11 protein-coding genes are annotated in these 12517 nt (G+C 69.2%); 10 read left to right on the top strand and 1 reads right to left on the bottom strand.

Annotated elements, in window-relative coordinates; genetic code table 11:
* The first annotated feature begins 141 nt into the window (after positions 1 to 141).
* The 3 genes from ACZ7M7_RS26160 (at position 142) to rpsD (ending at position 3121) form a co-directional block, all read left to right on the top strand.
* Positions 142 to 801, top strand: coding sequence for a vitamin K epoxide reductase family protein (locus ACZ7M7_RS26160; RefSeq protein ID WP_383607888.1), 660 nt, complete (start codon positions 142 to 144; stop codon positions 799 to 801).
* Positions 802 to 846: 45 nt separating this feature from the next.
* Positions 847 to 2202: a replication-associated recombination protein A gene (locus ACZ7M7_RS26165; RefSeq protein ID WP_383607890.1), complete on the top strand. Its 1356-nt coding sequence runs from the start codon at positions 847 to 849 to the stop codon at positions 2200 to 2202.
* A 304-nt stretch (positions 2203 to 2506) separates the two neighbouring features.
* A complete protein-coding gene (rpsD, locus tag ACZ7M7_RS26170) occupies positions 2507 to 3121 on the top strand; it encodes a 30S ribosomal protein S4 (protein WP_019758012.1) in 615 nt (204 codons plus the stop codon).
* 29 nt (positions 3122 to 3150) lie between these two features.
* On the opposite strand, the gene ACZ7M7_RS26175 is transcribed toward rpsD, so the two are convergent.
* On the bottom strand, positions 3151 to 5307 hold the full coding sequence (locus ACZ7M7_RS26175) for an ATP-binding protein (protein ID WP_472120635.1): 2157 nt from the start codon (positions 5305 to 5307) through the stop codon (positions 3151 to 3153).
* Between the two features lie 164 nt (positions 5308 to 5471).
* Here ACZ7M7_RS26175 and ACZ7M7_RS26180 point away from each other — a divergent pair, with 164 nt between their 5' ends.
* The 7 genes from ACZ7M7_RS26180 (at position 5472) to ACZ7M7_RS26210 (ending at position 12489) form a co-directional block, all read left to right on the top strand.
* Positions 5472 to 5927 carry a DUF948 domain-containing protein gene (locus ACZ7M7_RS26180; RefSeq protein ID WP_472120637.1) on the top strand — a complete coding sequence of 152 codons (456 nt, stop codon included), beginning with the start codon at positions 5472 to 5474 and terminating at the stop codon, positions 5925 to 5927.
* A gap of 8 nt (positions 5928 to 5935) precedes the next feature.
* A complete protein-coding gene (locus ACZ7M7_RS26185) occupies positions 5936 to 6286 on the top strand; it encodes a hypothetical protein (protein ID WP_383607896.1) in 351 nt (116 codons plus the stop codon).
* Positions 6286 to 8958 (top strand): alanine--tRNA ligase, encoded by a 2673-nt coding sequence (gene alaS / locus ACZ7M7_RS26190; protein WP_472120639.1) that lies wholly within the window; start codon positions 6286 to 6288, stop codon positions 8956 to 8958. The genes ACZ7M7_RS26185 and alaS overlap by 1 nt, the downstream gene beginning before the upstream one ends.
* A gap of 35 nt (positions 8959 to 8993) precedes the next feature.
* Positions 8994 to 9458, top strand: a complete 465-nt coding sequence (ruvX, locus tag ACZ7M7_RS26195; protein ID WP_093909088.1) for a Holliday junction resolvase RuvX — start codon at positions 8994 to 8996, stop codon at positions 9456 to 9458.
* A gap of 124 nt (positions 9459 to 9582) precedes the next feature.
* Positions 9583 to 11280 carry an endolytic transglycosylase MltG gene (gene mltG / locus ACZ7M7_RS26200; protein WP_472120641.1) on the top strand — a complete coding sequence of 566 codons (1698 nt, stop codon included), beginning with the start codon at positions 9583 to 9585 and terminating at the stop codon, positions 11278 to 11280.
* Positions 11261 to 12100 (top strand): shikimate dehydrogenase, encoded by an 840-nt coding sequence (locus ACZ7M7_RS26205; protein ID WP_472120643.1) that lies wholly within the window; start codon positions 11261 to 11263, stop codon positions 12098 to 12100. Before mltG ends, ACZ7M7_RS26205 begins: the two co-directional genes overlap by 20 nt.
* A gap of 50 nt (positions 12101 to 12150) precedes the next feature.
* Complete coding sequence (locus ACZ7M7_RS26210; protein ID WP_472120645.1) at positions 12151 to 12489, top strand: hypothetical protein; 339 nt, start codon at positions 12151 to 12153, stop codon at positions 12487 to 12489.
* The last annotated feature ends 28 nt before the right edge of the window (positions 12490 to 12517 follow it).

Consider the following 12517-nt stretch of genomic DNA (forward strand, 5'->3'; position numbering starts at 1 on the left):
CCTTCTGGTGTCCTGAACCGTGTGCCTCGGGACGGTCGCGCGTATTTCCTTATCCTCAGCGAACGGTGGGAAGGCGTGCGTGTACGGCACAATGTGCCCTGTCCGGAGAAACTCCAAGTCTCAAGTGACGGAATCGGCGTGATGAGCAAGACGACAGTCAAAGACGTCTCCACCGAGCCCGAGTCGGAGCGTGCCGAGGCGTCCCCCGGTTCGGCGGGCAGCAGCCGTGCGTTCGCCCTGATGCTGGTGATCACCGGCGCTGCCGGCGTGCTTGCCGCGTGGGTCATCACGATCGACAAGTTCAAGATCCTCGAGGCGAAGGTCGAGGGGAAGTCCTTCACGCCCGGCTGCAGCCTGAACCCGATCGTCTCCTGCGGCAGCATCATGGAGAGCAAGCAGGCGGCCGTCTTCGGGTTCCCCAACCCCATGCTCGGACTGGTCTGTTACGGCATGGTCATCTGCGTCGGTATGAGCCTGCTCACCCGCGCCCGCTTCCCGCGCTGGTACTGGCTGACCTTCAACTTCGGCACGCTCTTCGGCGTCGTCTTCTGCACCTGGCTGATGTACCAGTCGCTGTACAACATCAACGCGCTGTGCCTGTGGTGCTCGCTCGCCTGGGCCGCGACGATCACGATGTTCTGGTACGTGACCTCCTTCAACGTCCGCAACGGCTTCCTGCCCGCGCCGCGCCCGCTGAAGAACTTCCTCGCCGAGTTCACCTGGGTGCTCCCGGTGACGCACTGCGGTGTCATCGTCATGCTGATCCTGACCCGCTGGGGCAGCCAGCTCTGGGCCGCCTGACCCGCTCCGGCGTCGATGTCAGTGCGGTGATTTAGGGTTTCCCACGTGGAGCCCGACCTGTTCACCGCCGCCGCCGAAGAACGCCAGGAGAAGGACCCAGCCGGAAGTCCCCTGGCGGTGCGCATGCGCCCGCGCACCCTGGACGAGGTCGTGGGCCAGCAGCACCTGCTGAAACCGGGCTCGCCCCTGCGCAGACTCGTCGGCGAGTCCGGCGGCGGCCCCGCCGGACCGTCCTCGGTGATCCTCTGGGGCCCGCCCGGCACCGGCAAGACGACCCTGGCGTACGTGGTCTCCAAGGCCACCAACAAGCGCTTCGTCGAGCTCTCCGCCATCACCGCCGGGGTGAAGGAGGTCCGCGCGGTCATCGAGGGCGCACGTCGTGCCACCGGCGGCTTCGGCAAGGAGACCGTCCTCTTCCTCGACGAGATCCACCGCTTCAGCAAGGCCCAGCAGGACTCCCTCCTCCCGGCCGTCGAGAACCGCTGGGTGACCCTGATCGCGGCGACCACCGAGAACCCGTACTTCTCGATCATCTCCCCGCTGCTGTCCCGCTCCCTCCTGCTCACCCTCGAACCCCTCACCGACGACGACGTCAGAGGCCTGCTGAAGCGGGCACTGAGCGACGAGCGGGGCCTGAGCGACGCCGTCGGGCTCCCCGAGGACACCGAGGAGCACCTGCTGCGCATCGCCGGCGGCGACGCCCGCCGCGCCCTGACCGCCCTGGAGGCGGCAGCCGGGGCGGCGCTCGACAAGGGCGAGCCGCAGATCGGCCTCCAGACGCTGGAGGAGACGGTCGACCGCGCGGCGGTGAAGTACGACCGTGACGGCGACCAGCACTACGACGTGGCCAGCGCCCTCATCAAGTCCATCCGCGGCTCCGACGTCGACGCCGCCCTGCACTACCTGGCCCGGATGATCGAGGCCGGCGAGGACCCCCGCTTCATCGCCCGCCGCCTGATGATCTCCGCCAGCGAGGACATCGGCCTGGCCGACCCGAACGCCCTGCCGATCGCGGTCGCCGCCGCCCAGGCCGTCGCCATGATCGGCTTCCCGGAGGCCGCCCTCACCCTCAGCCACGCCACCATCGCCCTCGCCCTCGCGCCCAAGTCCAACGCCGCGACCACCGCGATCGGCGCCGCCATGGACGACGTACGCAAGGGCATGGCGGGACCGGTGCCGCCCCACCTGCGCGACGGGCACTACAAGGGCGCCGCCAAGCTCGGACATGCCCAGGGGTACGTCTATCCGCACGACCTTTCCGAGGGCATCGCCGAGCAGCAGTACGCCCCGGACGCCCTCAAGGACCGCGAGTACTACACCCCGACCCGGCACGGCGCCGAGGCGCGGTACGCGGACGCGGTGGAGTGGACCAGGAAACACCTCGGTCGGAAGCGGTCCTGAGCACCCTGTAGAATTCGTCGGAGTGCTGTGTCCCGTGCAGTCAGAACGGGACGGTCAGCCGGAGCCCGGTCCTCCTCGGAAGGCCGGCTCCAGGAGCGTCGCGCACCGTCGATTCGGTGTCGCGGGCAGCCCACCACCACTCGTCGCACGACGAGACCGGTCGGTGGGCCACTCGCGTGCTGCACGTATGTGCCCAGACCAGGGGAGCGGCTGCCCGACAGGTCCTCGGACCTCAAGGGTTTCCCCGGCTGCGGATGCGACCTCCCTCAACCCTGACAAGCCGAGAACAAGGAAATGAGAAGCAGTGGCGAATCAGTCCCGCCCCAAGGTCAAGAAGTCGCGTGCCCTCGGCATTGCGCTGACCCCGAAGGCCGTCAAGTACTTCGAGGCCCGTCCCTACCCGCCGGGTGAGCACGGCCGTGGCCGCAAGCAGAACTCGGACTACAAGGTCCGTCTGCTGGAGAAGCAGCGTCTGCGTGCGCAGTACGACGTGTCCGAGCGCCAGCTCGTCCGCGCCTACGAGCGTGCCTCCAAGGTTCAGGGCAAGACCGGTGAGGCCCTGATCATCGAGCTCGAGCGTCGTCTCGACGCCCTGGTGCTGCGTTCGGGCATCGCCCGCACCATCTACCAGGCCCGTCAGATGGTCGTTCACGGCCACATCGAGGTCAACGGCCAGAAGGTCGACAAGCCGTCCTTCCGCGTCAAGCCCGACGACGTCGTGATGGTCCGTGAGCGCAGCCGTGAGAAGACCCTCTTCTCGATCGCCCGCGAGGGTGGCTTCGCTCCCGACGGTGAGACCCCGCGCTACCTCCAGGTGAACCTCAAGGCCCTGGCGTTCCGCCTGGACCGTGAGCCGAACCGCAAGGAGATCCCGGTGATCTGCGACGAGCAGCTCGTCGTCGAGTACTACGCCCGTTGATCCTTCAGCGGTCGTAGGACTTCTGCGCCTCAGCCCGTCGTCTCCCCGCCCTTCCGGGTGGGGGAGGCGGCGGGCTTTCGCATGGTCGCGCTCGCCGTGACATGCCGTACCGGACCTCGCGGCGACGGAACGGCATCCGACGGAAAACGCCCCAGTGCCCGGCGCACCGCCTCCTCCCGGCCGAGCGCCGCCCCCTGCCGTACGCACTCCTCGTACCGCTCGTCGCCGAGCCGTTCCCGAGCGGCCGTCTCGCACAGCTCGTGCGGCGCGTTGAAGCATGCCGAGCCGAACAGCGGCAGCCCCACCGACGGCCACATCCCCGCCGCGGCGCCCTGCAGCACCGCGGCCTCCACGGGATCGCCCTCCGCGCCGGTGACCAGGGCCAGCAGCTCCACCGCCAGCACCGAGCCGAGCAGGTCGTGGAAGGCGTGGGCGCTGCCGAGGCAGTCCGTCAGCAGCGAGCGGGCGCCGGGCAGGTCGCCGTCGGCCCAAGCGGCGTACGCCAGGACGTACAGCGCATAGGAGCGCGCCCAGCGCTCGCCGTGGTCCTCGCACACCTGGCGGACGTCCCCGCACAGCCGTACCGCGTCCGGCAGATCGCCCTGGAAGGCCCGCGTCATCGCCAGCTCCACCTGACCCATCAGCACATTGCTGTTGAGCTCGCCGATCTCCTGATAGCGGCCGAGGGCCGAGCGCAGCAGGGCTTCGGCACGCTCCATGTCGTCCGAGAGCAGGGCCAGACAGCCGGTGCGGTGCTCGGCGTACGCCACCGCCGTGGGGTCGGCGGCACGTTCCGCCTCCTCACGGCACTCCGACAGCACCCCGAGGGCGGGCACCGTGTCGCCCTGCAGGATCGCCACATAGCCGAGCACCCACAGGGCCTTCAGCCGGGACTGCTCATGCCCGGAGTCCAGCGCCACGGCCTGCTCCAGCCAGTGCCGCCCCTCCGACAGCCGGCCGCAGCCGACCCAGTAGAACCACAGGGAGCCCGCGAGGTACTGGCCCAGATGCGCGTCGTCCGGCTCGCTCAGGCAGTGGTCCAGGGCCCGCCGCAGATTCGGCAGCTCCGCCTCGATCCGCGCCGCCACCTCGTCCTGCCGAGGTGAGAACCACTCCAGCTCGCACCAGGTCGTCAGCCCCAGATACCAGTCGCGGTGACGGCGCCGCAGCCGGACCGCGTCCCCGGTCGCCGCCAGCCAGTCGGCGCCGTACGCCCGGATCGTGTCCAGCATGCGGTAGCGCACGCCGGCCGGCGTCTCCTCGCGCGTGACCACGGACTGCGCGAGCAGCTGGGAGAGCACCTCGAGGATGTCGTCGGCGTGCAGGCCCTGGCCGCCGCACACGTACTCGACGGCCTCCAGGTCGAACCGGCCCGCGAACACCGACAGCCGCGCCCACAGCAACCGTTCCTCGGGCGTGCACAGTTCATGGCTCCAGCCGACCGCGGTACGCAGCGTCCGATGGCGCGGCAACCCGTCCCGCCCGCCGCCGGTCAGCAGCCGGAACCGGTCGTCGAGCCGCTCCAGCACCTGCCTCGGGGACAGCATCCGCAGCCGTCCGGCGGCCAGCTCGATCGCCAGCGGGATCCCGTCCAGGCGACGGCACACCTCTCGTACGTCCGCGTCCTCCCGTACGACCACTCCGGGCTGCGCCGCCCGGTCCACGAGCAGTTCCACCGCCTCGTCCTCGCCCAGCGGCGCCAGCGGAAACAGCAGCTCGCCCGTCACGCCCAGCGGTCTGCGTCCCACGGCGAGCACCCGCAGGCCCGGCAGCCGGCGCAGCAGCCCGCTCACCAGTTCCGCGCAGGTGTCCACGAGGTGCTCGAACCCGTCAAGGATCAGCAGGAGTTGACGGTCGGCGAGATGGGCCAGCAGTGTCTCGTGGGGCAGGCGGGTCGTGTGGTCCGTCAGCTCCAGCGTCTCCACGACCGCGTGGTCGACGAACTCCGGGTCGCGTACCGACGCCAGGTCCACATGCCACACACCGTCGCGGGGTGTGCACCGCGAGGCCGCGCGCGCCGCCAGCCGTGACTTTCCGACGCCGCCCGCCCCCGTCACCGTCACCAGCCGCACGGTGCCGAGCGCCTCGGTCAGCCCGGTGAGTTCGGCCGAACGGCCCACGAACGTGCTGAGGTCCAGGGGCGGACCGACGGACTCGGGGGAGGGGGTGCGCTGTTGATCCCGCATGGAATACGGAGCGTACTGAAGCGTGTTCGGTCCGTACAATCGCCTCTCGCGACTCGGCTCCGCGCGGGGCGGTAATCCGGTGTGGAGCGGCATCCCCGGCGCGATAGGCTCGGTGCACGACTTTTTCGATGTAGACCGATGCAGAGGCACGTTTCAGGGAGCGGGTGCACACAGTGTCCGGTGGAGAGGTGGCCGGGATCCTGGTGGCCGTCTTCTGGGCGATCCTGGTCTCCTTCCTCGCCGTTGCGCTGGCGAGGCTGGCCCAGACGCTCAAGGCGACCACCAAGCTCGTCGCGGATGTGACCGACCAGGCCGTCCCGCTCCTGGCAGAGGCCTCCACGGCGGTGCGCTCCGCGCAGACCCAGATCGACCGGGTCGACGCGATCGCCACCGACGTCCAGGAGGTCACGTCGAACGCCTCGGCACTGTCGACCACCGTCGCCTCCACCTTCGGCGGCCCCCTGGTCAAGGTCGCGGCCTTCGGCTACGGCGTCCGCCGTGCCCTCGGCGGCCGCAAGGACGACGCGCCCGCCAAGGCGTCCCGCCGTACCGTCATCGTGGGCCGCACGGTTCCGGCCTCGCGACGGTCCAAGCGAAACCTCCGCGGAAAGAGGGACTGAGACCCAGCATGTTCCGCCGTACGTTCTGGTTCACCACGGGCGTCGCCGCCGGTGTGTGGGCCACCACCAAGGTCAATCGGAAGCTGAAGCAGCTGACCCCCGAGAGCCTCGCCGCGTCCGCGGCGAACAAGGCGATCGAGGCCGGTCACCGGCTCAAGGACCGCGCGGTGGGCTTCGCCCTCGACGTCCGGGACAACATGGCCCAGCGGGAGGAGGAACTGGGCGACGCACTGGGCATCAACGCCCCCGTCGACCAAGAACTCCCCGCACCCCGGCGGTACGCCGCCATCGAGAACCGCAATGACCCGAAGTACGTCGACAGGACGACGTACTCGTACAACCGAAACGAGGACCACTGATGGAGTCGGCCGAGATTCGCCGCCGCTGGCTGAGCTTCTTCGAGGAGCGCGGGCACACCGTCGTCCCTTCGGCGTCGCTCATCGCGGACGACCCGACTCTGCTCCTCGTCCCGGCCGGCATGGTGCCCTTCAAGCCCTACTTCCTGGGGGAGGTCAAGCCCCCCTTCGACCGCGCCACCAGCGTGCAGAAGTGCGTGCGCACGCCGGACATCGAAGAGGTCGGCAAGACCACCCGGCACGGCACCTTCTTCCAGATGTGCGGCAACTTCTCCTTCGGCGACTACTTCAAGGAAGGCGCCATCAAGTACGCCTGGGAGCTGCTCACCAGCCCCCAGGACAAGGGTGGTTACGGCCTGGAGCCGGAGAAGCTCTGGATCACCGTCTACAAGGACGACGACGAGGCCGAGCGCATCTGGCACGACGTCGTCGGCGTGCCGAAGGAGCGCATCCAGCGCCTCGGCATGAAGGACAACTACTGGTCGATGGGCGTCCCCGGACCCTGCGGCCCCTGTTCCGAGATCAACTACGACCGCGGCCCCGAGTTCGGTGTCGAGGGCGGCCCCGCCGTCAACGACGAGCGGTACGTGGAGATCTGGAACCTCGTCTTCATGCAGTACGAGCGCGGCGAGGGCATCGGCAAGGACAACTTCGAGATCCTCGGCGACCTCCCGAGCCAGAACATCGACACGGGCCTCGGCCTCGAGCGACTCGCCATGATTCTGCAGGGCGTGCAGAACATGTACGAGATCGACACCTCCATGGCCGTCATCAGGAAGGCCACCGAGCTGACGGGTGTGGCCTACGGCGACGCCCACGACTCGGACGTCTCCCTGCGCGTGGTCACCGACCACATGCGCACGTCCGTGATGCTCATCGGCGACGGTGTCACCCCCGGCAACGAGGGCCGCGGTTACGTCCTGCGCCGCATCATGCGCCGGGCCATCCGCAACATGCGTCTGCTCGGCGCCACCGGTCCGGTCGTCAAGGACCTGGTCGACGTCGTCATCGGCATGATGGGCCAGCAGTACCCGGAGCTGGTCACCGACCGCGAGCGCATCGAGAAGGTCGCCCTCGCCGAGGAGAACGCCTTCCTCAAGACGCTGAAGGCCGGCACCAGCATCCTCGACACGGCCGTCACCGACACCAAGGCCGCGGGTTCCACCGTGCTGGCCGGCGACAAGGCCTTCCTGCTCCACGACACCTGGGGCTTCCCGATCGACCTCACCCTGGAGATGGCCGCCGAGCAGGGGCTGTCCGTGGACGAGGACGGCTTCCGCCGCCTGATGAAGGAGCAGCGGGAGCGCGCCAAGGCCGACGCCCAGGCCAAGAAGACCGGCCACGCCGGCGCCGGCGCCTACCGGGAGATCGCCGACAAGGTCGGCGAGACCGACTTCATCGGCTACAGCGACACCGAGGGCGAGTCCACCATCGTCGGCATCCTCGTCGACGGCGCCTCGTCGCCGGCCGCCACCGAGGGCGACGAGGTCGAGATCGTCCTCGACCGCACCCCGTTCTACGCCGAGGGCGGCGGCCAGATCGGCGACACCGGCCGGATCAAGGTCGACACCGGTGCCGTGATCGAGATCCGCGACTGCCAGAAGCCGGTCCCGGGCGTCTACGTCCACAAGGGCGTCGTCCAGGTCGGTGAGGTCACCGTCGGAGCCAAGGCCCACGCCTCGATCGACCACCGCCGCCGTACGGCCATCGCCCGCGCCCACTCGGCCACGCACCTCACCCACCAGGCCCTGCGTGACGCCCTCGGCCCGACGGCCGCCCAGGCCGGTTCCGAGAACCAGCCCGGCCGCTTCCGCTTCGACTTCGGTTCCCCGTCCGCCGTGCCGACGGCCGTGATGACCGACGTCGAGCAGAAGATCAACGAGGTGCTCGCCCGCGACCTGGACGTGCACGCCGAGGTCATGGGCATCGACGACGCCAAGAAGCAGGGCGCCATCGCCGAGTTCGGCGAGAAGTACGGCGAGCGGGTGCGCGTCGTGACCATCGGCGACTTCTCCAAGGAGCTGTGCGGCGGCACACACGTGCACAACACCGCCCAGCTGGGTCTGGTGAAGCTGCTCGGCGAGTCGTCCATCGGCTCCGGTGTGCGCCGTATCGAGGCCCTCGTCGGCGTGGACGCCTACAACTTCCTCGCCCGGGAGCACACGGTCGTCGCCCAGCTCCAGGAGCTGATCAAGGGTCGCCCGGAGGAGCTCCCGGAGAAGGTCTCCGCCATGCTCGGGAAGCTGAAGGACGCCGAGAAGGAGATCGAGAAGTTCCGCGCCGAGAAGGTCCTGCAGGCCGCCGCCGGTCTCGCCGAGTCCGCCAAGGACGTCCGCGGCGTCGCCGTCGTCACCGGCCAGGTCCCGGACGGCACCACGGCCGACGACCTGCGCAAGCTGGTCCTCGACGTACGCGGCCGCATCCAGGGCGGACGTGCCGCCGTGGTCGCGCTGTTCACGGTCAACAACGGCAAGCCGCTCACGGTCATCGCCACCAACGAGGCCGCCCGCGAGCGCGGCCTCAAGGCCGGCGACCTGGTCCGTACGGCCGCCAAGACCCTCGGCGGCGGAGGCGGCGGCAAGCCGGACGTCGCCCAGGGCGGCGGCCAGAACCCGGCCGCCGTCGGCGAGGCCGTCGACGCCGTCGAGCGGCTCGTGGCGGAAACGGCCAAGTGAGCGACGACACACAGCCGAGCGGTGACGGCCGGGGCATGCGCCGCGGCCGTCGCCTGGCCATCGACGTCGGGGACGCACGTATCGGGGTCGCCTCCTGTGACCCCGACGGGATCCTCGCCACCCCGGTGGAGACGGTCCCGGGCCGGGACATCCCGGCAGCTCACCGGCGCCTGAAGCAACTCGTCGAGGAGTACGAGCCGATCGAGGTCGTCGTCGGTCTCCCGCGCTCCCTCAAGGGGGGCGAGGGTCCGGCCGCGGTCAAGGTCAGGGGCTTCACCCAGGAACTGGCACGCATGATCGCGCCCGTTCCGGTCAGGCTGGTGGATGAGCGGATGACGACCGTGACTGCCAGTCAGGGGCTGCGTGCCTCCGGCGTGAAGTCGAAGAAGGGCCGGTCGGTGATCGATCAGGCGGCCGCTGTGATCATCCTCCAGCAGGCGCTCGAATCCGAACGGGTGTCAGGTAAAGCACCGGGAGAGAGCGTCGAAGTGGTTATCTGATCGCGATACGGTAACGTTCCGCGCGATGCGCCGGTGTTCGAACAGCCGGCGCACAAAGAGAGGCGGGACGGGATCCGGATCGTCAGCAGCCGCGTGACCGCCGCCTCGCGGCTCTAGGGGATCGATGACTGAGTATGGCCGGGGCCAAGGCTCCGAACCGTGGCATCCGGAGGACCCGTTGTACGGGGACGGCGGATGGGAAGGGCAGCAGCAGGCCCAGTCGGGTCAGCAGGCTGCCTACGGCGGCCAGCCGCAGCACTATCCGCAGCAGCAGCCGCAGCCGCAGCACTACGGCGACTGGGGCACCGGCCAGCATGCCGCGTACGGCCAGCAACAGCAGTACGGGCAGCAGGGACAGCAGTACCCGCAGCAGTACGACCAGCAGCAGTACGCGGGTCACGGGCAGCAGGCGTACGACAACAACGGCTGGGCCACCGGCTCCCACCCGCAGGTCCAGTACCCCGACCCGGGGGACCCCTACGGGCAGCAGACCGGGGCGTACGGCGGCGACCAGCACGACTACTACGGCACGCCCGACGCGTATCCGCCGCCGGAGCCGCCGAGCCGTCGGCAGGCCGAACCGGAGCCACCCGAGACCGACTGGGATCCCGGACCTGACCAGGGCGAACACGCCTTCTTCGCGGGTGGCGACGACCAGGACGACGACGACTTCGACGACGAGTCGGGCGGCGGCCGGGGGCGCGGTGACCGCCGGGGCGGGCGGGGTGGTGGGAAGCCCAAGAAACGCCGCAGCGGCATGGCCTGTCTGGTGGTCGTGCTGGTCTTCGGCGCGGGTGTGGCCGGAGCCGGATATTTCGGGTACCAGTTCTACCAGGATCGTTTCGGCGACGCTCCGGACTTCGCGGGTGACGGCACGAGCGAGACCGTGAGCGTCGAGATCCCCAAGGGCGCGTTCGGGTCCGATATCGGTCAGAAGCTGAAGGCGGCCGGCGTCGTGAAGAGCGTCGACGCTTTTGTCGCCGCCCAGCAGGAGAATCCCGACGGGGACAAGATCCAGGCCGGCGCCTATCTGCTGAAGAAACAGATGTCCGCAGAGAGCGCCGTCGAGATGATGCTCAGTCCCGACAGCCAGAACAACGTTCTGGTCAGGCCGGGCGAGCGCAATTTGAGCGTCTACAAGGCGATCGACGAACAGCTCGAATTGTCGTCCGGAACCACCAAGAAGGTCGCCGAGGAGAAATACAAGACCTTCGGACTTCCGAGCTGGGCGAACAGCGACAGCGAGATCAAGGATCCGCTGGAGGGCTTCCTCTACCCCGGCACCTATGCCGCCGCAAAGGGCATGAAGCCGGAGGCGGTGCTGAAGGAAATGGTGTCCCAGGCCGCCGACAAGTACGAGGCGCTCGACCTGGAGGCCAAGGCCAAGGCTCTCAAGCTGGACAGCCCGCTGCAGGTCATCACGGTTGCCAGCCTCGTCCAGGCCGAGGGCAAGACGAACGACGACTACCGCAAGATGGCGGAGGTGGTCTACAACCGCCTCGATCTCGCGAACCCTGAGACCTACGGTGCCCTGCAGTTCGACTCGACCTTCAATTATCTGAAGGGTCAGAGCAACATCGACATCAGCGAGTCGGAGATCAAGAGCAACAAGGACCCGTACAACACGTACACGCAGAAGGGCCTGCCGCCCGGTCCGATCGACAACCCGGGCGAGGGTGCGCTGACGGGGACGCTGAATCCGACGAACCAGGGTTGGTACTACTTCGTGGCGACCGACGGCGTGAACAAGACAGAGTTCGCCAAGACCCACGACGATTTCCTGAAGCTCAAGGACAAGTTCAATGAGAGCAGGGGCAACTGACGCCCGCCGGGCGGCCGTGCTCGGTTCGCCCATCGCCCACTCCCTCTCCCCGGTGCTGCACCGGGCCGCCTACGCGGAGCTGGGGCTGACGGGCTGGTCGTACGACCGGTTCGAGATCGACGAGGCCGCGCTGCCCGGATTCGTCGCGGAACTGGGGCCGGAGTGGGCCGGGTTGTCATTGACCATGCCGCTCAAGCGGGCCGTCATCCCGCTGCTCGACGAGGTCACGGAGACGGCGGTCTCGGTCGAGGCGGTCAACACGGTCGTCATCAACGAGGACGGCCGCCTGATCGGCGACAACACCGACATCCCCGGCATGGTCGCCGCGCTCCGGGAGCACGGCATCGAACAGGTCGACTCGGCGGCCATCCTCGGCGCGGGCGCGACGGCGTCCTCCGCGCTGGCCGCACTCGCGCGCATCTGCACCGGCGAGGTGGTGGCGTACGTACGCAGCGAGGTCCGCGCCGCCGAGATGCGGCAGTGGGGCGAGCGGCTCGACGTCGAGATCCGTACGGCGGACTGGGCCGAGGCGGACCGGGCGCTGCACGCGCCGCTGGTGATCGCGACCACCCCGGCCGGCGCGACGGACGCCCTCGCCGCCGCCGTACCCGAGCGCCCGGGCACCCTGTTCGACGTGCTCTACGACCCCTGGCCGACCGCCCTCGCGGCGCGCTGGTCGATGTACGGCGGCGCTGTCGTCAGCGGGCTCGACCTGCTGGTGCATCAGGCGGTGCTGCAGGTGGAGCAGATGACGGGCCGCGTCCCGGCGCCTCTTGAGGCCATGCGAAAAGCGGGCGAGCGCGCTCTCGCGAACCGCTAGGATCCGCTGGGTTCCGCAGGGGGCGGAGCGGTTCAGGGGGAGTACAAGCAGTGTTCACTGGTGTGCCGCTGGCGTCCGGTAAGGGCGAAATATTCGAGATCGTCCTGCAGTTCATGCCGGACTGGGTGCAGATCCCCGTGCTCGTGCTGATCGTGCTGCTCGTCGTCGGGTCGTGGGTCTTCAAGCTGAAGCGCAAGATCGACCGTCGGCGTGCGAGGCGCCAGGGACAGGCCGTTCAGGTGGCGGTTCAGCACGGGCAGGGGCGGGGCGCCGACTATCTGGGCCCGTACGCTCCGCAGCAGCGGGCGCAGGAGCCTCAGCAGCCGAGCGGTGCCGATTTCCTCGGCGCGTACGCCCCTCAGCAGCCCCGGGGCAACCGTCCCGTGTGATCCCTGTCGCTGTCCGGTGCCGTCCGCC

The organism is Streptomyces sp. NPDC111606 (genome assembly GCF_055656945.1).

Bases quoted from the DNA above. Each gene is read 5' to 3' on its own strand.
- ACZ7M7_RS26160 (WP_383607888.1), top strand. From the start codon at position 142: ATGAGCAAGACGACAGTCAAAGACGTCTCCACCGAGCCCGAGTCGGAG.
- ACZ7M7_RS26175 (WP_472120635.1), bottom strand. From the start codon at position 5,307: ATGCGGGATCAACAGCGCACCCCCTCCCCCGAGTCCGTCGGTCCGCCC.
- ACZ7M7_RS26185 (WP_383607896.1), top strand. From the start codon at position 5,936: ATGTTCCGCCGTACGTTCTGGTTCACCACGGGCGTCGCCGCCGGTGTG.
- alaS (WP_472120639.1), top strand. From the start codon at position 6,286: ATGGAGTCGGCCGAGATTCGCCGCCGCTGGCTGAGCTTCTTCGAGGAG.
- ruvX (WP_093909088.1), top strand. From the start codon at position 8,994: ATGCGCCGCGGCCGTCGCCTGGCCATCGACGTCGGGGACGCACGTATC.
- mltG (WP_472120641.1), top strand. From the start codon at position 9,583: ATGACTGAGTATGGCCGGGGCCAAGGCTCCGAACCGTGGCATCCGGAG.
- ACZ7M7_RS26205 (WP_472120643.1), top strand. From the start codon at position 11,261: ATGAGAGCAGGGGCAACTGACGCCCGCCGGGCGGCCGTGCTCGGTTCG.